At 69.7% G+C, this 22,227-nt stretch carries 20 protein-coding genes; 12 read left to right on the top strand and 8 right to left on the bottom strand.

The window, feature by feature from the left end; translation table 11 throughout:
• Positions 1 to 26: 26 nt before the first annotated feature.
• The 5 genes from ACFVSL_RS11950 to ACFVSL_RS11930 form a co-directional block, all read right to left on the bottom strand.
• Complete coding sequence (locus ACFVSL_RS11950; protein ID WP_386941197.1) at positions 27 to 269, bottom strand: hypothetical protein; 243 nt, start codon at positions 267 to 269, stop codon at positions 27 to 29.
• An 89-nt stretch (positions 270 to 358) separates the two neighbouring features.
• Entirely contained in the window at positions 359 to 1,357 is a 999-nt protein-coding gene (locus ACFVSL_RS11945; RefSeq protein ID WP_386941196.1) for an EamA family transporter, read from the bottom strand.
• Between the two features lie 545 nt (positions 1,358 to 1,902).
• Complete coding sequence (gene cofD, locus ACFVSL_RS11940; RefSeq protein ID WP_386941195.1) at positions 1,903 to 2,916, bottom strand: 2-phospho-L-lactate transferase; 1,014 nt, start codon at positions 2,914 to 2,916, stop codon at positions 1,903 to 1,905.
• Positions 2,917 to 2,938: 22 nt separating this feature from the next.
• Entirely contained in the window at positions 2,939 to 5,098 is a 2,160-nt protein-coding gene (locus tag ACFVSL_RS11935) for a bifunctional lysylphosphatidylglycerol flippase/synthetase MprF (RefSeq protein ID WP_386941194.1), read from the bottom strand.
• Between the two features lie 27 nt (positions 5,099 to 5,125).
• A complete protein-coding gene (locus tag ACFVSL_RS11930; protein ID WP_386941530.1) occupies positions 5,126 to 6,187 on the bottom strand; it encodes a DNA polymerase IV in 1,062 nt (353 codons plus the stop codon).
• Positions 6,188 to 6,478: 291 nt separating this feature from the next.
• Between ACFVSL_RS11930 and ACFVSL_RS11925 the strand changes: the two genes are divergently transcribed.
• Positions 6,479 to 7,918: a P-loop ATPase, Sll1717 family gene (locus tag ACFVSL_RS11925; protein WP_386941193.1), complete on the top strand. Its 1,440-nt coding sequence runs from the start codon at positions 6,479 to 6,481 to the stop codon at positions 7,916 to 7,918.
• Here the strand turns inward: ACFVSL_RS11925 and ACFVSL_RS11920 are convergent.
• Positions 7,915 to 8,184, bottom strand: coding sequence for a hypothetical protein (locus tag ACFVSL_RS11920; RefSeq protein WP_386941192.1), 270 nt, complete (start codon positions 8,182 to 8,184; stop codon positions 7,915 to 7,917). The two genes, ACFVSL_RS11925 and ACFVSL_RS11920, sit on opposite strands and share 4 nt — an antisense overlap.
• A gap of 122 nt (positions 8,185 to 8,306) precedes the next feature.
• On the opposite strand from ACFVSL_RS11920, the gene ACFVSL_RS11915 reads away from it, so the two are divergent.
• Together ACFVSL_RS11915 and ACFVSL_RS11910 are read left to right on the top strand one after the other, a co-directional pair.
• Complete coding sequence (locus ACFVSL_RS11915; protein ID WP_386941191.1) at positions 8,307 to 9,308, top strand: hypothetical protein; 1,002 nt, start codon at positions 8,307 to 8,309, stop codon at positions 9,306 to 9,308.
• Positions 9,309 to 9,475: 167 nt separating this feature from the next.
• Positions 9,476 to 9,955 (top strand): hypothetical protein, encoded by a 480-nt coding sequence (locus ACFVSL_RS11910; RefSeq protein ID WP_386941190.1) that lies wholly within the window; start codon positions 9,476 to 9,478, stop codon positions 9,953 to 9,955.
• A 16-nt stretch (positions 9,956 to 9,971) separates the two neighbouring features.
• Here the strand turns inward: ACFVSL_RS11910 and ACFVSL_RS11905 are convergent, their stop codons facing one another.
• Both ACFVSL_RS11905 and ACFVSL_RS11900 read right to left on the bottom strand, forming a co-directional pair.
• Positions 9,972 to 10,361, bottom strand: a complete 390-nt coding sequence (locus ACFVSL_RS11905) for an MmcQ/YjbR family DNA-binding protein (protein WP_386941189.1) — start codon at positions 10,359 to 10,361, stop codon at positions 9,972 to 9,974.
• A 50-nt stretch (positions 10,362 to 10,411) separates the two neighbouring features.
• Positions 10,412 to 11,791, bottom strand: a complete 1,380-nt coding sequence (locus ACFVSL_RS11900; protein WP_386941188.1) for a PLP-dependent aminotransferase family protein — start codon at positions 11,789 to 11,791, stop codon at positions 10,412 to 10,414.
• Between the two features lie 290 nt (positions 11,792 to 12,081).
• On the opposite strand from ACFVSL_RS11900, the gene ACFVSL_RS11895 reads away from it, so the two are divergent.
• The 9 genes from ACFVSL_RS11895 to ACFVSL_RS11855 all read left to right on the top strand — a co-directional run bounded on the left by ACFVSL_RS11895 (position 12,082) and on the right by ACFVSL_RS11855 (position 22,190).
• A complete protein-coding gene (locus tag ACFVSL_RS11895; protein WP_386941187.1) occupies positions 12,082 to 12,930 on the top strand; it encodes a nitrilase-related carbon-nitrogen hydrolase in 849 nt (282 codons plus the stop codon).
• 41 nt (positions 12,931 to 12,971) lie between these two features.
• On the top strand, positions 12,972 to 14,414 hold the full coding sequence (gene hydA / locus ACFVSL_RS11890; protein ID WP_386941186.1) for a dihydropyrimidinase: 1,443 nt from the start codon (positions 12,972 to 12,974) through the stop codon (positions 14,412 to 14,414).
• Positions 14,415 to 14,459: 45 nt separating this feature from the next.
• The gene (locus ACFVSL_RS11885; protein WP_386941185.1) at positions 14,460 to 15,476 is read left to right on the top strand and encodes a TIGR03842 family LLM class F420-dependent oxidoreductase; all 1,017 of its coding nucleotides are present in this window, start codon (positions 14,460 to 14,462) and stop codon (positions 15,474 to 15,476) included.
• Positions 15,473 to 16,354 (top strand): ABC transporter permease, encoded by an 882-nt coding sequence (locus tag ACFVSL_RS11880; protein WP_386941184.1) that lies wholly within the window; start codon positions 15,473 to 15,475, stop codon positions 16,352 to 16,354. The genes ACFVSL_RS11885 and ACFVSL_RS11880 overlap by 4 nt, the downstream gene beginning before the upstream one ends.
• A complete protein-coding gene (locus tag ACFVSL_RS11875) occupies positions 16,351 to 17,265 on the top strand; it encodes an ABC transporter ATP-binding protein (protein WP_386941183.1) in 915 nt (304 codons plus the stop codon). The genes ACFVSL_RS11880 and ACFVSL_RS11875 overlap by 4 nt, the downstream gene beginning before the upstream one ends.
• Entirely contained in the window at positions 17,265 to 18,104 is an 840-nt protein-coding gene (locus tag ACFVSL_RS11870; protein ID WP_386941182.1) for an ABC transporter permease, read from the top strand. Before ACFVSL_RS11875 ends, ACFVSL_RS11870 begins: the two co-directional genes overlap by 1 nt.
• Before the next feature lie 18 nt (positions 18,105 to 18,122).
• Positions 18,123 to 19,274 (top strand): ABC transporter substrate-binding protein, encoded by a 1,152-nt coding sequence (locus ACFVSL_RS11865; protein WP_386941181.1) that lies wholly within the window; start codon positions 18,123 to 18,125, stop codon positions 19,272 to 19,274.
• A 74-nt stretch (positions 19,275 to 19,348) separates the two neighbouring features.
• Entirely contained in the window at positions 19,349 to 20,671 is a 1,323-nt protein-coding gene (locus ACFVSL_RS11860) for an aspartate aminotransferase family protein (RefSeq protein WP_386941180.1), read from the top strand.
• A gap of 25 nt (positions 20,672 to 20,696) precedes the next feature.
• The gene (locus ACFVSL_RS11855; RefSeq protein ID WP_386941179.1) at positions 20,697 to 22,190 is read left to right on the top strand and encodes a CoA-acylating methylmalonate-semialdehyde dehydrogenase; all 1,494 of its coding nucleotides are present in this window, start codon (positions 20,697 to 20,699) and stop codon (positions 22,188 to 22,190) included.
• Positions 22,191 to 22,227 lie beyond the last annotated feature (37 nt).

Below are 22,227 nucleotides of genomic sequence, written 5' to 3'. Positions count from 1 at the left end.
CGGCTGTCCCGGCCGGCCCGCTCGGGTCACTCCTCGACGCCGGGGTCGCCGCCCGAGAGCCCGCCGTCGGTCGAGTCGGTCATCGGCTCGTCGTTGCCGGGGGCGCCTGGCGTTGCGGCCGACTCGCGTTCCTCGAGGCTGCGCTCCTGGTCGCCGCGCTTTTCGCCGGTGCGCTCCTCCTCGCGAAGCGTCTGCCGCTCGGCGCGTTCGTCGGCGGCTCGCCTCGTCTCCGTCTCGGCGGTCGTCTCGGGATCGTTCATCGAGGTCATGGCAGCCCTCCTGCTCGTCCTGCTCGTCGGATCTCGTTCCTGCCACGCTCGCAGGGCGCGGCCCCCACGGCAACGGGCTTGACAGCGGCTCAGGCGAGGCCGAGCAGTACCGAGGCGGCGAGGGCGAACAGGGCGCCGAGCAGCTGCACGCGCGACAGGCGTTCGCGCAGCACGATCCAGGCGAGCACCATCGTCGCGAGCGGGTACAGGTTCGTGAGCACGGCGACGACCGCGACCGACCCGGCGTGCAGGCCCAGCATGAGCAGCACGTTCGCGACGCCGGTCAAGAGGCCCGCGGTCGCGGCGAGCACGAACGCCGGGGTGATCAGCCCGGAGCGCGTGGTCGTCGGCATGAGGGAGGAGGAGGCGGCGGAGTCGGGCGCGGGCGTGGGCGTGGGCACGGTCACGGGGTCGGGCTGAGCGGCGCGGCCCGACTCGGGTGCGATGACCGAGCTCGGAGGGTCGAGCAGCGCGAGCAGCCGGCGCAACCCACCGATGAACGGTCGAAGTGCGGCTGCGGCGAGCAGGACCGCGGCGCCGAGGCCCGAGTCGAGGAGCACCGGGATCAGCCCCGCATCGCCGGGCACGCGGTCGAGCGCGACCGTCGCGAAGCCGAACCCGAGGCCCGCGCTCACGGTGAAGACGACGGTGCGGGCGCTCAGGCCCGCGACGCTCACGCGATGCTCCATGCCGATGAGCACCCCGCCGACCACGGCGATCGCGATGGCGACCCAGGCGATGGGGCTCAGGCGGTCGCCGAGCACGACCGCGGACGCGACGGGCACCGCCGAGCTCAGCAGCCCGATGACGGGCGCCACGAGCGAGATCGGCCCCGCGGCGAGCGCCGCGAAGAAGGCGAGGAAGCCCACGAGGGCGAGGGCTCCGGCGACGAGCCCGCCGACGACGGCCTGCGCCGACCACACGCCACCGGTCAGGGCGACGGCGACCACGAGCAGCGCGGCGGCGAACGCGTAGTTCACCGTCGTCGAGGCGAACACGGTCGAACGCCGCGCAGCGACCCCGCCGAGGAAGTCGGCGATGCCGTACGCCAGTGCCGCACCGAGTGCGAGCGCCACGATCGCGATCACGCGTCAATGGTGCCGCACGCCGCCGACGACGGACAGGCCGGCGCGTGAGCGGTCAGTCGCTGGGTTGGTCCGAGGCTGTGGCGGCGCGCCGCTCAGCCCGTCGGCTCATCGGCGGGGTCGGGCAGGAAGTCGGTGAAGTCGATCGGCTTGATCGGCTCGATCGGCCGTGCCTCGGGATCGGTCGACCCGGGTGGAGTCATCGTCGGTTCCTTTCCGCCTGCTGGGAGTCGCAGTCGAGTGCCCTGCCATACCTGTATGTCCGGTCGGCGCGATCCGGTTCCCACGACGTCAGCCGGGATGCGGGGCCGGGTCGATGCCGTCGAGGTCGGCGAGCCCCGCGATGACCCTCGCCGAGCCCTGACCGGCCGGATGCCGCGAGCTGACTCGGCGAGTCGCAGGACGACTCAGGCGCCACGCCGAGATTCCTCCACCCTCGGGCCGGCTGATCCTGCGACTCGCCGCGCGAGCCTCGAGCGCGCGGTCACCTGACCACTCGACCACACAGACCGCGGAGGAAGGGCGAGCGGAAGTCGGCCCGGGCCGGACTACCCGACCGTCGCCGCCAGGTCGAGCGCGGCACCGGCGAGCGCCGCCGAGGTGTCGAGGTCGCGCATCCAGAGCGGGGCGGCCGCGGCGACGAGGCCGCCGTCGGCGAGCGGGGCGAGGGCCGAGGCATCCGTCTCGTCGACGAGCCAGGCGTCGAGCAGGCCGCCGGCTGCCCGGGCGCCGTAGTGCCGTCCGACCCCCTCGGCGCTCGTCTCGACGCCGATCACGGGCAAGCAGGCGTCGGCCATGCCGCGCACGACCTTGCCGCCGATGATCGGCGAGACGCCGACGACGGGGGCCGCGGTCGCCGCGAGCGCCTCGCGGATGCCGGGGATCGAGAGGATCGTGCCGATCGAGACGACCGGGTTCGAGGGGGCCACGAGCACGACCTCGGCGCCCGCGATCGCCTCGACGACCCCCGGAGCCGGGCGCGCCGCGTCGAGGTTCCGCTGCGTGAACGCGACGGCGGGCAGGGCGGCGCGGTGGCGGGTCCACCACTCCTGGAAGTGCATCTCGCGCTCGCCGCCGGGCGCCTCGGGGTCGGCGACGCGCACCCACGTGTCGACCTCGGTGTCGGTCGCCGGGATCAGCCGCGCCCCGAGCGGCCACCGCCGCTGCAGCCGCTCGCCGATCTGCGACGGGGTCAGCCCCTCGCGAAGCCACGAGGTGCGGGCGAGGTGGGTGCCGAGGTCGAGGTCGCCGAGCGTGAACCACGGCCAGCCCACGCCCCATTCGCGCAGCTCGGCCGCGACCCGCTCGGTCTCGCCGGCGCGGCCCCAGCCGCGCTCGGTGTCGTTGACGCCCGCGAGCGCGTAGAGCAGCGAGTCGAAGTCGGGCATGAGGCGCACGCCCGAGAGCCAGACGTCGTCGCCGGTGTTCACGACCACCGTGATCTCGGCGCTGGATGCCCCGGCCTCGCCGTCGGCACCCGGCCACCGCCGCGCGCACTCCTCGCGGACGCCCCGCACGAACTTCGAACCGCCGACTCCGCCGGCGAGCACCGTGATCTTCACGGCTCCCACGCTAGCCGTGCGCTCAGCGGGTGAGCGACGCCCCCATGCGCACGAGCTCGGGCATCGAGGCATCCGGCAGGTAGGCGCGCGCGAGCGCGAGCCCGATGCGAGCGAGGTCGCCCTCGTCGGCGAAGAGCAGGTAGAGCGGCTCGGCCCGCGGCCGGAACTTCTGCTTGAAGCGGTGCAGCGAACGGAAGCCGTAGGCCGGCTCGAGCATCGCCCCGAGGTGGTCGAGCCAGCCGTCGATGGGGCTCAGCTCATCGGCCGATGCCGGCGTCGAGCGCGCGAGGGGCGCGCCCGAGAGCGAGAGGAACGCCGCGCCCTCGTCGCGGAACGCGAGCGCCGACGACGCGATCAGGTACTCCATGACGGCGGGGAAGGTGCCGCCCGCGCGGCGTCGCATGAGGTCGAGCGTCCACCCGGCGACCGTCCCATCGGCGCCGTACACCGGCAGCCAGCTGAGGAACCCCTCGAGCTGCCCGTCGCGCTCGGCGAACGCCATACGCACCTCGGGGTCGAGCGCCTCGTCGACGGTGCCGAGGGTGAAGCGCATCTCGGGCAGCTCCTTCTCGCCGACCCACTGCGCCGAGATCTCGTCGACCTGCGCCCGCACCCGTCGCGACTGCTGCGCGAGGACGCCCATGCGGAAGGTCACGTCCTCGCGCTCGGCGCGATTGAGCGCCTGGCGCGCGGGCGACCACGCCTTGCCGGTGAACTCGAGCCCCGGCAGGTCGACGATCGTGTCCTCGGCGATCTGCACGGCCCGCCACCCCTCGGGGATCACGGCTCGCGCCCGCTCGGTCGCACCGAACACGCACGGCGCGAACCCGGCGCGCTCGACCGTGTCGAGGAACTCGACGAGCGTCTCGCCCACGAGGTCGTCGGGTGCGATCGGGTCGGAGAGGGCGATCGCGACCCCCTGGTGCGTCTGGTACGCCACGGCCGTCGCCGGGTCGGAGCCGAGGAAGATGCGGTTGTCCGGCCACGTCGCCATCCACGACAGCGGCCCGCCGCCGGTCTCGCGGATCAGCTCGCGCGCGGTCTCGGCGAGGGCGCCCGGGCTCTGGGCATCACGGGCACCGGGCAGTCGGCGGCGCAGCCGCGCGCGGTAGGCGTGCCGGGTGATCACGAGCCAGATGAGGATGCCGAGCCAGAGCACCGAGGTCGTGATCGCGAGCGTGAGCGCGTCGCGCGCAGTCGAGTCGGCGAGCTCGGCGGCGTCCGAGTCGGAGCCGAGCGCGTCGAGCAGGGTCAGCAGGAGGAAGGCGAGGACGCCGCCGAGCACGTTGAGGGCGCCCAGCACGACGGCGCCGATCCAGGCGAGCCGGATGCCCCGGCGCAGCCCGTCGGCGAGCAGCAGGACGATCACCGCATCGATCGCGACGTCGACGAACTGGGCGCCGCCCGGGTCGCTCGCGCCGAACGGCCCGAACGCCGGCACGAGCACGAGGATGAGCTGCGCCGCGCCGACCGCGAGCAGCACGGTCCACGTGATGAAGCGCTGCTCGCGCAGCGTCGGACGGCTGAACGCGCGCGCCTGCACGAGCATCACGGCGACGACGGCGACGGCGTGCTCGATGTCGGCGAGCGTGCCGATGAAGAGCACCCCGATCGTGACCACGGCGAACACGATGAGCAGCACGCGTCCCGCCCACGGCGAGCGCAGCGAGAACGCCGCCATCGTGATCGCGGCGAACACGCCGCCCGAGGCGCCGACGTCGAGCTGCGTCGCGAGTTCGTCGGCCCACGGCGAGCCGAACGCCGCGAACCCGGCGACGATGAAGGCGGTGCCGACGACGGCGACCACCTGCCCGATCAGGAAGGTCGCGGCGGTGAGCCACGAGCCGCGCCGCAGCTCGAGCCAGCCGAGCCCCAGCGCGGCGAGCGGCAGGATGAGCAGGTACCCGGGCGGCACCGCCACGAGCACCGTGCCCGTGGCGACGGTGTACCACCGGCCGTCGGCGAAGGAGGGCAGGCCGTAGGCGAAGGTCTCGTACCAGGGGGCCTGGTCGCTCGGGCTCGTGAAGCCGCCGCTCACGAGGCCGGCGACGACGAGCACGAGCAGCACCGAGAGCGTCACCGGGATGCGCCGGAGCAGGTGCATGGCGCGCCTCGCCGTGCCGGCCGGCGCCGGGGCGGGGGAGTCAGCGCCAGGGGCCGGCGGGCGATCGCGGTCCGTCATGCCGCGAGTCTGGCATGCGGGGCTCGCTCACCATCCGCTGCGGGTCGGCGTGTGCCCGTCGCGCGCTTCGTCGGGCATGCGCATCTCGGCGCGCAGGCCGAGCAACCGCACGGGCCGGTCGGGCTCGATGCGGCCCGCGAGCTCGAGCATCCGGGCGAGCACGACCGCGTGGTCGCCCGTCTCGGCGATCTTCTTCGTGAACGTCTTCGTGATGAAGGGCGCGTACCGCACCTTCAGTGCGAGGCCGACGACCGGGCGGCCCTCGGCCGCGACATCCGCGAGCACTTGCGAGGCCAGCTCGCGGATCGCCGCTTCGATCTCGGACGCCTCGACGAGATCGTGCTGGTAGGTCGTCTCGCGGCTGTGGCCGCGCGCGACCCAGGGGGTGTCGTCGACGACGCGCGCACCCTCGCCCCGGCCGAGCTGCGCGTACCAGGGACCCATGCGCGGGCCGAACTCGGCGACGAGGCCGCCCGCCTCGGGATCGGCGGCCGCGAGCTCGCCGATCGTCGCGATGCCGAGCGCGGCCAGCCGCCGCGAGATCTTCGTGCCGATGCCCCACATCTCCTTCGTGGGCCGATCGCCCATGACCTCGAGCCAGTTCTCCGCGGTCAGCCGGAACACGCCCTGCGGCTTGCCGAACCCCGTCGCGACCTTGGCGCGCACGAGCGTGTCGCCGATGCCCACGCTGCAGTGCAGCCGCGTGCGCTCGAGCACCGCGCGCTGCACGGCCCGCGCGATCGCCTCGGGGTCGTCGGTCTCGACGCCGACGAACGCCTCGTCCCAGCCGAGCACCTGCACGGTCGCTCCGGGCTGCGCGCGCAGCGTCGCCATCACCTCCTCGGATGCCGCGGTGTACGCCTCGTGATCGACCGGCAGGATGATCGCCTCGGGCGCCTTGCGCGCCGCGATCCGCAACGGCATGCCCGAGCCGACGCCGAACTCCCGCGCCTCGTACGACGCCGTCGACACCACCGCCCGTTCGCTCGGATCGCCGCGGCCACCGACGATCACGGGCTTGCCCGCGAGCTCGGGGCGCCGCAGCACCTCGACCGCCGCGATGAACTGGTCGAGGTCGACGTGCAGCACCCAGGCTCGGCTGCGCTGGCTCACGAGGTCAGTCTGCCTCGTTCGGGCGTTCCCGTCATGTGTCCCTTTCCCGTCGGCGCTCGTGCCAGCGAGGTTGAGGCGACGCGAACGGATGCGGGCGAACCGCGGCGCTAGGCTCACGAGGAGCGCGCCCTGTGGCCCCGAGACGAAGGCTGCTCATGCAAGCTGGCCGGATCGGACCCGGTGGCTAGATGTGACGCGACGGAACGCGATACACATGTCCGAGGTTCAAATACATGTCTTGCCCGATTCGTGAAACGAAGGTGTTCTGTGACCGACTTCAAGTCCATTCGATTCGGCTATGCGAGCGCGGAGAAGGAAGGGTCGCACGCACCCGATCTAATCCTTCGGGGCTTTTACGATCAGGATGGGACTGTCGCGGAAGCGAGGGACGGTGACCGCTTCCTGTTTCTCGGCTACAAAGGCTCTGGGAAATCGGCGATTGGGCAGAGGCTGATACTTGATGCCGAAGCCGACGATCAGTTGAATGTTGTGCCGCTCACGCTGAAGGACTTTCCGTTCGCTGCCTTCGGACGTGTCGGGGTGGGGAGCGATGAGCCGGAATCGAAATATCCGACAACTTGGGCATGGCTATTGCTACTTCGGTTGCTTGACTCGTTCAATCGTGACCTTAGTTCCGCGAAGACACCCCAATTTCAGAAGGCGATTGGAGCACTCGAGCGCGCCGGATATCTACCCATCGGGGACTTCAAAGGGCTTGTGGTCAGGTCGTCGAAGAACTCTTTCAAAGCCTCGGTGCCAGGGCTCGTTGAAGCGATCCGTGAGGAATCGGTTGCGAACTTGGACGTGGGCTTCCTACAGCTTGTGGAGCATCTCCGCATCCTCACTCAGAACTTCCGAGGGCCGGCGCGCCACGTAATCGTCATCGACGGCCTCGACGACATTCTGATTCAGCGCGACATTCAGTGGATTTCGCTTGGTGCTCTCATGCAAGAGGTCAGCCGTATCAACGACGACCTCGCCGCGTATGCTGTGCCGGCGAAGATCGTCCTACTCTGTCGGACGGACATGTTCGAGCGATTCCCAGATGCGAACAAGAACAAGATGCGACGAGATAGCGCTGTTGTTCTTGACTGGTACCACGATGTCAAACACCCAGAGAATTCAGCGCTCGTCGCGCTCGCCGATCTTCGGGTGCAGTACTCCGCGGGCGATCCAGATGTGTGCCTTTCGAGTTACCTCCCTCCGACCATGGGCGGAGAAAGCTCCATTAAGGCCCTGCTCTCTCTCACCCGTCACACTCCCCGGGACTTCCTCCAACTGCTTGAGTGTGTGCAGGACTTCACCAGCCCGACCGCGGGCGTCATCTCGCGCGATGCAATTGAAAAGGGTATGAGGAAGTACTCAATCGAGTACTTCCTCCCCGAAATCCGCGATGAGCTCGTCGGCGTGGGAACCGCCGAGGAGATAGAGAGCATGATCTCCCTTCTCTCAGCAATGCGCTCCAGAGACTTCAAGTACAAAGACCTCCTGAACACTGCAGTTGAGCTGCAGGTGCCGCTTTCATCGTCAAAGATTCGGGAAATCGTAGTGGCCCTGTTCGAGCGCAGCGCACTTGGAACGGTTCATAGCAACCGAAACGGATACAGCTCGTACACTTTCAAATACCGAAACAGGAATTCCACGCTGGGGTTTCCCGACAGGCTTCTCCTGCATCGTGGGATCTGGAAGGGTCTGGGAATTAGTTAGGCATCTGGGCACGAAAATGGCCTTGGCCCGCTTTCAAGGCTAGGGGGCTCGAGCGCGAGCCGCACGTCTTTCGGTGCCCGCGCGTACGCTTCGGTAACCAGCCCTCTCGGGTTGGCCTTCGCGATGACCGCCATGCGAAATGCGACCTTCGGCACCCGCGTCGTGGTGCGCGGAACTCCAGCGCCGATGAGATCGGCGACCTTCACCTCGACATCGAGCTCACTAGCGATGACCTCCCACATGGTGTGCTGTGTGAATTCGGCCACCTGAACAAGCCCTTTGATCGTTTCGGCCAGGGACTGCCGACATGGTTGGGTAGCTCCGCAGTGTGAATCTCAATTCAGGCGCAGCTTAGGCAGAGACGAGCAATTGATGGCATTGTGTCGGTGTGTCAGCAGAAGAAGCCGTCCTCGCCCCCGAGCGTGATCGCCGCACCGAGTCGCAGGCGCTCCTCATCGAGTCTTCGCGGCAACTCGCCCACGACTCCCTTGAGGCATGGGCCGAGGAGAACAGCACCCGAGTAGCGTTTGCTTCGATTGCTGTTGAGCTCCTTGGAAAGGCTGTGCTGTGGTCCAAGAACCCGGTACTACTTGTGCCCGAAAACGATGAGGGCTCGCTCCTGAAGCTGGCAGGCGACCAGCCTGACATCTACGCCACGGGCCTCAAGACAATCGGTCTGAAGGTCGTGCTGCGTCGGGCGGGTGAGGTCACTGGTGCGCTTTCTGTCCCGGGTACTCGGCTGACCCGCATGATCAACGTCCGCAACGGCGCGGTCCACGTTGGCGCGGGCACCGATGCGCGACATGTTCTGCTCGACTGCCTGACCGTTTTGCGCGAGTTTGTCGCTCGGCTGGGGCTCGACGAGGCTGCATTCTTCGGCGCGTACGCGGAGCTGGTCTCGACCCTCGTGGACACTCAAAAGACTGAAATCGCGCGGCGCGTGTCGCTGAAGAGAGTTCAGGCTCGCAATCGACTTGATCGGCGGGCGAATGACCTAGGTGAGGTGGCTTACGCCCAAACAAATAGGGCGCTCGAAGACCGGCGTTGGGGGTTCGCGTTCCGGCTGAGCGGAGAAGGTTTCGCCCAATTCGAATGCCCTGAGTGCAAATTCATGGGGATCTTGAGGGGCGAACTTGACGGTTCCGAGGAAGTCGACTGGGACGTGGAGAAGACCGGGGACGGCGAGTGGGAGCATATCCCGTCGGTTTACCTGCAGCCGACCTTCGCACCTGGGGCCTTCCATTGCTCAGTCTGTCAGCTTCGATTGAGCGATATCGAGGAGCTCGCAGAAGCGGGGCTGCCGTCCGCTCAATATGACGTCGAGGATGAGAACCTCCACCCTGACTTCGATCTGAACGAGTTTGCTCAGTGGTTCTACGTGGGCGAGTAGGCCGGTTCACTCGCGTGACCCCCAGTGCGCGAACTCGGTGAGGACCGCGCCGTTTTTCTACCCCGGCACGTGTCGGCGTCGATGAAGATGACGGGTTGGATGTTCGACTGTGATATCCAATCAGCAAGACATCGCCCCACCTACCAGAGGCAAATAGATTCTCGAACGTGACGATGAAGTGGCTCACCCGAGAATGGGCCTCGGGCTCACTCGGAGACGATGAGTGGCTCGAGCGGTGGCAGGCGTACGAGGCGCATCGCGAGCAGGTGCTGCCAAGTCTCCATTCGGGCGCCGAGCGCTTGGCCGACGGAATCGACCTGCACGATGCGCAGGTTCACACCTTCGACTACCGACCGGGTGCGGCACTGGTGATGCGGGCGCACATCGGGCATCTGCAGATCGGATACGAGCTCCTCGAGTTGACCTTCATCGACGCTGAGTTGCGCTTGAAGCACGGCGCGTCGATCGAGTCGCTGCGGCTTTTCAACGCCGCGACCGAGATCGTCTACGACGAGATCGATCTCGAGCCTGACGGTCGATTCGCGCACCGAATACTGCTCTCGCCCGCCGGCGAGTACGAGGTCGCATTCACGGCGCTCACCGAGTGGCGTGCGGCGGCCGATCCCCGAGACCGCCGGTTTGCGTAGCCCCCACCGATCGGCGTTACGCGTCGTCGACCCCGAACTCGCGCCGCAGGTACCTCGGCGCCTGCACCCGCCAGGCCTCGGTCACGAGCTCGTCGAGGTGGTCGTCCGCGATGCCGGCCATTCGGAACGCGACCTTCGGCTCGCCCCATCGCGTCGTCGCGCGCAGGAACACCTCGGGCTGCATCTCACGGAGCGCGAGCGCGTCGACCGGGTCGGCGACCTTGACGCCGACGCAGAGCTCGGCCGCGATCACCTCGCGCATGTCGTCGGGGATGCTCGGCCACGGGTGGCACTCCCATGCGAAGAGCTTGCCGCGCACGAACCACGCGGCGCCGCCGGTCATCGACCGCTCTTCGCTGCCAGGCAGCCCGGCCGCGATGCGGCGGACGTCGTCGAGGTCGGGCATGTTGCGAGCCTAGGCGGCACCACCGGCACCACCTCCGCAGCGGCTCGCCCTCAGTACCCTCCGGCCACGACGTGCTGGGCGGCCGTCGCGAGCGCGTCGGCCACCCCGTCGACGTCGTCGCGCACCATGCCGACCGTGACGCGCACGAACTCGCCCGGGCGTCGTGTGCGGCCCGCGCCCGGGGCATCCGTGCCGTTCGCGGCGGCGAGGAAGGGGGAGCCGGCGGCGACCCTGATGCCCGCGACCGCGAGCTGCACGAGGGCCGAGCGCTCGCCGAGCACCGGCATCCAGAGGTTGATGCCGTCGGCGTGGTGCACGGCGACGCCGCGCTCGCGGAGGGCGTCGCCGAGCATGCGCTGGCGCGTGTAGTACTGGCGGCGCGCCTCGGTGACGGCGTCGATCGAGGCGCCGTCGGTGAGCAGGTCGAGCAGGATCGTCTGCACCATGCGCGACGTCCAGCCGGGGCCGAGCATGCGGCGCCCGGCGATGTGCTCGACGAGCTCGCGCGGTCCGCCGAGGGCGGCGATGCGCAGGTCGGGGCCGTGCGACTTCGAGAAGCTGCGCACGTGCACGACGCGGCCGGGCAGCCAGGTGCCGAGCGTGACGTCGCCCTCGATCGAGATGAGGCCCGAGTGGTCGTCCTCGATGACCACGAGGTCGTCGACGCGTTCGGCGGTCGCGATGGTGCGGGCGAGCGCTTCGGCGCGCCCGGGCGTCATGGATGCCCCGGTCGGGTTCTGTGCGCGCGGCTGCAGCAGCACGGCCACGGGCCGCTTGCGCAGGGCGACGGCGAGCGCCTCGGGCACCATGCCGTGCTCGTCGAGCCGCACCGGCACCGCGACCGCGCCGAGCACCTCGAGCAGGTCGAGGAACGGCGGGAACCCGGGGCTCTCGACGACCACCCGATCGCCGAAGCGCACGAGCTCCTCGAGCGTGCGGGAGATCGCGTCGAGGGCGCCGTCGACCACCATGAGCGACTCGGCGTCGCTCGGCCACGACTCGCGCAGGGCGCGCGCGAGCGCGGGAATGACGGGTTCGGCCTGGTAGCTGCCGGTCTCGGCCCTGGTCGAGACGCGTGAGAGCGCCGGGCCGAGGGCGGGCAGCAGCAGCGGGTCGGGAGTGCCGCGAGAGAGGTCGAGCCGAACGGGATCGTCGGGGGCGGCCATGCCGCGCATGCGCGGGGCGAGCCGCAGCGCCTCGGCGCCGCGAACGAAGCTGCCGGCGCGGCCGCGGCTCTCGATGACGCCCGCTCGGGCGAGGGCCTGCCAGGCCTGGCTGATCGTCGCGGGGCTGACGCTCAGCGCGGCGGCGAGCTCGCGCACGGTGGGCAAGCGGTCGCCCGCGGCGAGTTCGCCGCCGTTCACGAGCCGGGCCACGTCACCGGCGATCGTGCGCGGCGAGGCATCGGCGAACTCGGCGAGTTCGATCAATCGCGAGGCATCCATTCGAATACCTGACACCACCATTGCCTCCGAACCGCGCAAGGGACAAGATATGTAACCACAGCGTCACAGAGTGAAACAGAAGAGAAATGTTCAAGCCGAACAATAACAGAACGGGCCACAAGCCCTTGGTCCGTCACACCGTTCGGCAGTTCCACCGGCAGTTCAATCGGTACATCTCGGCGTCGCAGCAGCAGCCGATGATCACCTGACACGAGCACCACGCCAGGCGATCCTCGAGTGCACGGCAATGGCGCCGCCCGACTCAGGAGACATTCATGACGATCGTCAGAGCGGCCATCACGCAGACCACCTGGACCGGCGACAAGGCCTCGATGCTCGACAAGCACGAGCAGTTCGCCCGCGATGCGAAGGCGCAGGGCGCCGAGGTCGTCTGCTTCCAGGAGCTGTTCTACGGCCCGTACTTCGGCATCACGCAGGACCAGAAGTACTACCGCTTCGCCGAGTCGGCCGAGGGGCCCATCGTGCAGCGCTTCGCCGACGTCGCGAAGGAGCTCGGCACCGTCATGGTGCTGCCGATCTACGAAGAGGCCGAGACGGGCGTCTACTACAACACCTCGGTGCTCGTCGACGCCGACGGCACCATCCTCGGCAAGTACCGCAAGCACCACCTGCCGCACCTCGACCGCTTCTGGGAGAAGTTCTACTTCCGCCCCGGCAACCTCGGCTACCCCGTCTTCGAGACCGCCGTCGGCCGCGTCGGCATGTACATCTGCTACGACCGGCACTTCCCCGAGGGGTGGCGCGAGCTCGGCCTGAACGACGCGCACATGGTCTTCAACCCGAACGCCACCAAGCCCGGGCTCTCGAACCGCCTGTGGGAGGTCGAGGGGCCGTGCGCCGCCGTCGCGAACGGCTACTTCGTGCTGCAGCCCAACCGGGTCGGCCGGGAGGACAACGAGTACGGCGACCTCGCCGTCGACTTCTACGGCACGAGCCAGGTCATCGACCCGCGCGGCAACTTCGTCGGCGAGCGCGGCTCGAGCGAGCACGAGGAACTGCTCGTGCGCGACCTCGACCTCGACATGGTGCAGCAGATGCGCGACGACTGGCAGTTCTACCGCGACCGCCGGCCCGACTCCTACGCGAAGATCGCGAAGCCGTAGTCCCCGGTGATCGAGCAGCGACGAAGGAGCGAATCGAGATCATGACCACCACCCTCATCACCGGCGGCACCGTCGTCAGCGCCACCGGCCGCGCCGCGGCCGACGTGCTCGTCGACGGCGAGCGCATCGTCGCCGTCATCGAACCGGGCAGCGAACTGCTCGGCACGGATGTCTCGGCCGCCGTCGACCGCGTCATCGACGCCACCGGCAAGTACGTCATCCCCGGCGGCATCGACGCCCACACCCACATGCAGCTGCCGTTCGGCGGCACCGAGGCCTCCGACACCTTCGAGACCGGCACCCGCGCCGCCGCGCACGGCGGCACGACCTCGATCATCGACTTCGCGGTGCAGACCTACGGCCAGCGCATCGAGGACGGACTCGCCGCCTGGCACGAGAAGGCCGCGGGCAACTGCGCGATCGACTACGGGTTCCACCAGATCGTGGGCGACGTCAACGACGACTCGCTCGCCGCGATGAAGCGCCTGCCCGACGAGGGCATCACGAGCTTCAAGCTCTTCATGGCGTATCCGGGCGTCTTCTACTCCGACGACGCGCAGATCCTCAAGTCGATGCAGGTCTCGCGCGAGACCGGCATGCTCACGATGATGCACGCCGAGAACGGCCCCGCGATCGACGTGCTCGCCCAGCAGCTCGTCGACGCCGGCAACACCGACCCGTACTACCACGGCATCGCCCGCGCCTGGGAGATGGAGGAGGAGGCGACCCACCGCGCGATCATGCTCGCGAAGCTCACCGGCGCCCCGCTCTACGTCGTGCACGTGTCGGCGAAGCAGGCCGTCGAGCAGCTCGCCTGGGCGCGCGACAAGGGGCAGAACGTGTTCGGCGAGACCTGCCCGCAGTACCTCTACCTCTCGCTCGAGGATCAGCTCGGGGCATCCAGCGACGAATGGGGCGCCTTCGAAGGCGCGAAGTGGGTGTGCTCGACGCCGCTGCGCTCGCGGGCCGAGGGCCACCAGCACTCGATGTGGCAGGCGCTGCGCACGAACGACCTCCAGATGGTCTCGACCGACCACTGCCCCTTCTGCATGAAGGACCAGAAGGAGCTCGGGCTCGGCGACTTCCGGAAGATCCCCAACGGCATCGGCTCGATCGAGCACCGCATGGACCTCATGTACCAGGGCGTCGTCACCGGCGAGATCACGCTCGAGCGCTGGGTCGAGCTGACGTCGACGACGCCCGCGCGGATGTTCGGGCTCTACGGGCGGAAGGGCGTCATCCAGCCCGGCGCCGACGCCGACATCGTCGTCTACGACCCGAACGGGCACACCTCGATCGGCTACGGCGAGGGGCGCAAGCACCACATGAACATGGACCACTCCGCCTGGGAGGGCTACGAGATCGACGGTCGCGTCGACACCGTGCTCTCGCGCGGCAAGGTCATCGTCGAGGGCGACCGGTACCTCGGCACCAAGGGCGACGGGAAGTACCTCAAGCGGGGTCTCAGCCAGTACCTCATCTGAGCATCCCGACCGACCGAGCCCCCACGATCGACAGAAGGGAACGACATGGACTTCGGCGTCGTCCTCCAGACCAACCCGCCCGCCTCGCGCACCGTGCACCTCGCCAAGCTCGCCGAGCAGTACGGCTTCAGCACCGCGTGGACGTTCGACTCGCACCTGCTCTGGCAGGAGCCGTACGTCATCTACAGCAAGATCCTCGCCGAGACCCACCGCATCAAGGTCGGCCCCTTCGTCACCAACCCGGCCACCCGCGACTGGACGGTCACGGCGTCGATCTTCGCGACCCTCAACGAGATGTACGGCAACCGCACCATCTGCGGCATCGGCCGGGGCGACTCGGCCGTGCGCGTCACGAACGGCAAGCCCGTGAGCATGAGCGAGCTGCGCGAGTCGATCCACGTGATCCGCGAGCTCGCGAACTCGCGCAGCGTCGAGTACAAGGGCTCGCAGCTGCAGTTCCCGTGGTCGAAGGGCTCCGAGCTCGACATCTGGGTCGCCGCCTACGGCCCGATGGCGCTGAAGCTCACGGGCGAGGTCGGCGACGGCTTCATCCTGCAGCTGGCCGACGTCGACATCGCCGCGTGGATGATCACGACGGTGCGCGACGCGGCCGAGGCCGTCGGGCGCGACCCCATGTCGATCAAGTTCTGCGTCGCCGCGCCCATGTACATCGGCGACGACTGGGCGCACATGCGCGACCAGTCGCGCTGGTTCGGGGGGATGGTCGGCAACCACGTCGCCGACATCGTCGCGAAGTACGGCGCGCACGGCACGGTGCCCGACGCGCTGACCGACTACATCCGCGGTCGTGAGGGCTACGACTACAACACCCACGGCAAGGCCGACAACGACCACGTCGACTTCGTGCCCGACGAGATCGTCGAGCGGTTCTGCGTGCTCGGCTCGGCCGACCAGCACATCCAGAAGCTGAAGCAGCTCGCCGACCTGGGCGTCGACCAGTTCGCCGGCTACCTCCAGCACGACAACAAAGAGGAGACGCTGCGGGTCTACGGCGAGACCGTGATCCCGGCGCTCACCGAGCACATCACGGCGAAGGCATGACCACCGCAGCGCGCCGAGCGTCCGTCGTCGGATGGGGCGTCGCCGGCGTCCTGCTGCTCGTCGCGCTCTGGGAGGGCTACAAGCTGCTCGCCCCCGCCGACGGCGTGCTCATCGGCGACACGCGGGTGCTGCCGCGCACCACCGACCTCGCCATGCCGCACGTCTGGGACATGTTCGCCCGGCTCGCCGAACCGGTCACGCGCTCGCCCTCCGCGCAGGCGCTCTGGGTCGTGATCCTGCTCGGCGCGCTCACGACGCTCGGCATCGCCGCCGCCGGCTGGCTCGTCGGTGTCGTGGTGGGCGTCGGCCTCGCGCTCGTGATGCAGCGCTGGCGGATCGCCGAGTGGGGCCTGCTGCCGTGGATCGTGCTCAGCCAGACGGTGCCGCTCATCGCGTTCGCCCCGATCGTGAAGAGCTGGGGATCGCGCGTCGAGATCGGCGCCTTCGAGTGGCAGGACTGGATGTCGGTCGCGCTGATCGCGAGCTACCTCGCGTTCTTCCCGATCGCGATCGGCGCGCTGAAGGGGCTCCAGTCGCCCGACCGCATCCACGAGGAGCTCATGCAGAGCTACGCCGCGGGCTACTGGGCGACGCTCGTGAAGCTGCGCTTCCCGGCCGCCGTGCCCTACCTGCTGCCCGCACTGCGGCTCGGCGCGGCCAACGCCGTCATCGGCGCGGTCGTCGCCGAGGTGTCGACCGGCCTGCAGGGCGGCATCGGGCGACTCCTCATCCAGTTCGCCGGACAGGCCTCCGGCGACCCGGCCAAGGCCTGGGGGCCGATCTTCGGCGCCGTGGTGCTGGGCCTCGTCGCGGCCGGCTCGGTGGCGCTGCTCGGCGTGATCCTGAAGAACTACCGACGAACGGAGGAAGCCGCATGAGCGCTCCCGAGACCACCGCCGCCCCCGGCGCGACCGCCGCACCCGCCACCGCCGTGCAGGTGAGCGGCGTCGACAAGGTGTTCGAGACGCAGGGCGGCCGGGTGCACGCGCTCGAGGGCATCGATCTCACGATCGCGGCCGGCGAGTTCGTCTCGCTCATCGGCCCGAGCGGCTGCGGCAAGTCGACCCTGATGCGGCTCATCGCCGACCTCGACGGTCCGACGGCGGGAAGCATCGCCGTCTTCGGCAAGACGCCGACGCAGGCGCGGCTCGACCAGGAGTACGGCATCGCGTTCCAGCAGGCGGGCCTGCTGCCCTGGCGCACGGTCGCGGCGAACATCGCGCTGCCGCTCGAGCTGCACGGCGTCGCCCAGGCCGCGCGGCGGGCGAAGGTCGACGAGCTGCTCGACATGGTCGGGCTCAGCGAGTTCGCCGAGCGCTACCCCGACCAGCTCTCGGGGGGCATGCAGCAGCGCGTCGCGATCGCCCGCTCGCTCGCCGAGCAGCCCCGGCTGCTGCTCATGGACGAGCCGTTCGGCGCGCTCGACGAGATGACGCGCGAGAAGATGCAGGCCGACCTCGTGCGCATCGCGGGCGAGACGGGGGCGGCCGTGGTCTTCGTCACCCACTCGATCCCCGAGGCGGTGTTCCTCTCCGACCGGGTGGTCGTGATGTCGCCGCGGCCGGGGCGCATCCGCGAGATCGTGCCGATGCGGCTCGGCGGCGGCGCAGGCGCAGGCGCTGGAGCGGCCGCGGGCGCTGCCGACGCCGCTGCCCCCGCCGCCACGAGGACCGCCCGCACCGAGGGCCTCCGCGAGGACCGCTCCTTCTTCGAGATGGTGACCGCCGTGCGCGAGGCACTGCACGGCGCCCCCGTGGCCACGGGAGCACGCGGGGTGGAGACGCGCTGATGAGCCCGCGGACCGAGACGACCCTGCGCATCGTGGCACCGATCGCGGTCGGCCTGATCGTGCTCGGCATCTGGCAGTTCCTGGTGAGCGTCGTCGGCGTCTCGGACTACCTGCTGCCGAGCCCGGCCTCGATCGTCGAGGCCCTCATCGCTTCGTGGGACTCGATCGTGCAGGCCACGATCATCACCGGAACGAACGCGCTCATCGGCCTCGTCGTCGGCTCGGTGCTCGGCATCGCGCTCGCCGCGCTCGCCGCGAGATGGCGCGCCGTCGACCGGATGAGCGCCCCCGTCATCGCCGCGCTCGCCGTCGTGCCGATCGTCGCGCTCGCGCCGGTGCTGAACTCGATGTTCGGCGCCGACAGCCAGTTCGGCCGCCAGGCGATCGCCGCGATCGCCTCGTTCGTGCCCGTGTTCCTCAACACGCTGCGCGGATTCCGGCAGACGACGCCCGTGCACCGCGAGCTCATGCGCGCCTACGCGGCGACGCCCGCGCAGGTGCTGCGCTCGCTGACCCTGCCGACCGCGCGACCGTTCATCCTCACCGGCATCCGCATCGCCTCCTCGCTCGCCGTGATCTCCGCGCTCGTCGCCGAGTACTTCGGCGGACCGCGCGGCGGACTCGGCAGCCTGATCTCGACCTCGGCCGCGTCGAGCGCGTACGCCCGCGCCTGGGCGTACGTCGTGGCATCCATCGCACTGGGCCTGCTCTTCTACCTCGCGACGCTCGCGCTCGAGCGGCTCGTGCTGCGCGGCCGCAGGCCCGCCGACCGCACCCCGGGGACCCGCACCACCAGTACCAGCACCGTCAGCACGACCAGCACCACCGTTTCGCACTGAGAACAGGGAAGGACCGACATGAAGCACAGCACACGCCGCGGACTCGCGGCCGGAGCGTTCGCCGTCACGGCCGCGCTCATCCTCGCCGCCTGCTCGTCCGGCGACTCGGGCGGCTCGGGCGGCGACTCCGCCGACGGCGAGCTCACCCCGGTGAAGCTCCAGCTCCAGTGGCTCCCGCAGGGGCAGTTCGCCGGGTACTTCGCCGCCGCCGACCAGGGCTTCTTCGAAGAGGAGGGCCTGGACGTCGAGATCATCCCCTCGGGCGGCGACATCGTGCCGCAGGACGCGCTCGCCAACGGCGACGTCGACTACGCGATCGCGTGGGTGCCGAAGGTGCTCGGCTCGATCGAACAGGGCGCGAACCTCACCGACATCGCCCAGATCTTCCAGCGCTCGGGCACCCTGCAGGTCTCGTGGGCCGACTCGGGCATCGAGGAGGTCGCCGACTTCGAGGGCAAGAAGATCGGCTCGTGGGGCTTCGGGAACGAGTGGGAGATCTTCGCGGCGATGGCCGCGGAGGGACTCGACTCGACCACCGTCGAGATCATCACGCAGGACTTCAACATGAACGCGTTCCTGCAGGGCGACATCGACGCGGCCCAGGCGATGACCTACAACGAGTACGCGCAGCTGCTCGAGACGCCGAACCCCGACACCGGCGAGCTCTACCAGCCCGAGGACTTCAACGTGATCTCGTACGAGGACACCGAGGGCGCCATGCTGCAGGACGCGATCTGGGCCGACACGGAACGCCTCGAGAGCGACGCCGACTACCAGGAGACGACGGTCAAGTTCCTGAAGGCCGTCATCAAGGGCTGGGCGTTCGCCGCGGCCAACCCTGAGGATGCGGCCGACATCACGATCGCCGCCGGGTCGGGCTGGGGCCCGAGCCACGAGCTCTGGATGGTGAACGAGACCAACAAGCTCATCTGGCCCTCCGACGACGGCATCGGCATGATCGACGAGGCCGCCTGGGACAAGACCGTCGCCGGCGCGCTCGCCGCGGTGAACGAGGCGGGCGACCACCTCATCACCGAGGAGCCGCCCGCGACCGCCTGGTCGAACGAGTGGATCGAGAAGGCGCTGTCGGAGCTCGAGGGCGAGGACCTCGACCTCACCGGCGCCGACTGGTCGCCCATCGACGTCACCCTCGAAGAGGGCGGCAACTAGCAGCGAGGATGCCGCGTCGTCGGTCGGCGGCGCGGCATCCGACTTCTTCATCGAAAGCGAAAGGCAGTGAAGCCATGAGCGAGAACCTCGAAGACCTCGACGACATCGCCCGGCGGCTCGACCGCGAGCACGTCTTCCACTCCTGGTCGGCGCAGGCGAACCCCTCGGGGCTCGTCGTCGCGAGCGGCCGCGGCGCGCGCGTCTGGGACCACGGCGGCCGCGAGTACCTCGACTTCTCGAGCCAGCTCGTGAACGTCAACATCGGCCACCAGCACCCCTCGGTCGTCGCCGCGATCCGCGAGCAGGCCGAGCTGCTCACGACGATCGCCCCGTCGACGGTCAACCTCGCCCGCGGCGAGGCGGCGAAGCGCATCGCCTCGCGCGCGCCGGCGGGCTTCAGGAAGGTGTTCTTCACGAACGGCGGCGCGGATGCCAACGAGAACGCCGTGCGCATGGCCCGACTGCACACGGGGCGCGACAAGGTGCTCTCGACCTATCGCTCGTACCACGGCAACACGGGCGCGGCGATCGTCGCGACCGGTGATTGGCGCCGTGTGCCGAACGAGTTCGCCCGCGGGCACGTGCACTTCTTCGGCCCGTACCTCTACCGCTCGGAGTTCTGGGCCGCCACCCCCGAGGAGGAGTCGGAGCGCGCGCTGCGCCACCTCTCGCGGGTGATCGAGTCGGAGGGGCCGGCGTCGATCGCCGCGGTCCTCCTCGAGACGATCCCCGGCACGGCCGGCATCCTGGTGCCGCCGCCGGGTTACCTCGCCGGCGTGCGCGCGCTCTGCGACAAGCACGGCATCCTGCTCATCCTCGACGAGGTGATGGCGGGCTTCGGGCGCACCGGGCGCTGGTTCGCCTTCGACGGCTACGACGTGCGTCCCGACCTCATCACCTTCGCGAAGGGCGTGAACTCGGGCTACGTGCCGGCGGGCGGCGTCATCATCTCCGACGAGATCGCGGCGACCTTCGACGAACGGGTCTTCCCGGGAGGGCTGACCTACTCGGGGCACCCCCTCGCCATGGCGTCGATCGTCGCGACCCTCGACGCCATGGCCGCCGAGGGCATCGTCGAGCATGCGCGCGAGATCGGCGCCGAGTCGATCGGGCCCGCCCTCGAGGAGCTCGCCGAGCGGCACGCCGTCATCGGCGAGGTGCGGGGCGAGGGCGTCTTCTGGGCGATCGAGCTCGTCGCCGACCGCAAGACCCGCGAACCGCTGCCCGCCCCGGCGATGGGTCGCATCAAGGCGGCGCTCGTCGAGCGCGGGCTGCTGCCGTTCATCCAGGACAACCGCATCCACGTGGTGCCGCCGTGCGTGGTGACGGCCGAGGAGGTCGCCGACGCGATGCCGATCTACGACGACGTGCTGGCGGTCGCCGCATCCGGCGACTGAACCCCCGACGAGGAAAGAGGAGATCATGACCGACTTCATCGAGCACTGGATCGACGGGGCATCCGTCGCCGGCGACCCCGCTCGCAGCGGCCCCGTCTACAACCCCGCACTCGGCGTCGAGCAGCGCCGCGTGCACTTCGCGTCGACCGAGGACGTCGACGCGGCGGTCGAGGCCGCCGCGCGAGCGTTCCCGGGGTGGCGCGACACCTCGATCGCGAAGCGGCAGCAGGTGATGTTCAGGTTCCGCGAGCTCCTCGCCGGGCGCACCGACGAGCTCGCCGCGATCCTCACGAGCGAGCACGGCAAGGTGCTCGGCGACGCCGCCGGCGAGATCGCGCGCGGCATCGAGGTCGTCGAGCTCGCCTGCGCCATGCCCGGCTACACCAAGGGCGAGTACAGCGAGAACGTGTCGACCGGCATCGACGTCTACACGCTGCGCCAGCCGGTCGGCGTCGTCGGCATCATCTCGCCGTTCAACTTCCCGGCGATGGTGCCGCTGTGGTTCTTCCCGCTGGCGATCGCGACGGGCAACACGGTCGTGCTGAAGCCGTCCGAGAAGGATCCGTCCGCCGCCGTCTGGCTCGCGAGGCTCATGCAGGAGGCGGGCCTGCCCGACGGCGTGCTCAACGTCGTGCACGGCGACAAGGTCGCCGTCGACGCGCTGCTCCACCACCCGACCGTGCGCTCCATCTCGTTCGTCGGCTCGACGCCCATCGCGCAGTACATCTACTCGACGGCGACCGCCAACGGCAAGCGGGTGCAGGCGCTCGGCGGCGCGAAGAACCACATGCTCGTGCTGCCCGACGCCGACCTCGACCTCGCGGCCGACGCCGCCGTCAACGCCGGCTTCGGCTCAGCGGGCGAGCGCTGCATGGCGATCTCGGCGGTGCTCGCGGTCGACTCGATCGCCGACGAGTTCGTCGCGAAGGTGGCCGAGCGGATGTCGCGCCTGACGACGGGCGACGGCACGCGCGGCTGCGACATGGGCCCGCTGATCACCCGCGAGCACCGAGACAAGGTCGCGGGATATCTCGAGGTGGCCTCCGCCGACGGCGCGAGCCTCGTGGTCGACGGCCGCGACCCGGTCGTCGACGGCGACTCGGCCGGCTTCTGGCTCGGGCCGACCCTCGTCGACCGCGTGCCGACCTCGTCGTCGGTGTACCGCGACGAGATCTTCGGGCCGGTGCTCTCGGTCGTGCGCGTCGACGGGTACGAGGACGGGCTCGAGATCATCAACAACTCGCCCTACGGCAACGGCACGGCGATCTTCACGAACGACGGCGGCGCTGCCCGGCGGTTCCAGCGCGAGGTGACGGTCGGCATGGTCGGCATCAACGTACCCATTCCGGTGCCGGTCGCCTACCACTCGTTCGGCGGCTGGAAGGCGTCGCTGTTCGGCGACGCGAAGGCGTACGGCGCCCGTGGCTTCGACTTCTTCACGCAGGAGAAGGCGATCACCTCGCGCTGGCTCGATCCGAGCCACGGCGGGCTGAACCTCGGGTTCCCGCAGCACGACTAGCCCCCGCGACTCTCCCGGACCCCGCCCCGCCCGGCCC

The organism is Agromyces sp. NPDC058064, from assembly GCF_042885275.1.
Lineage (GTDB): Bacteria > Actinomycetota > Actinomycetes > Actinomycetales > Microbacteriaceae > Agromyces.
This window is presented reverse-complemented; position numbering and strand designations above follow the sequence as displayed.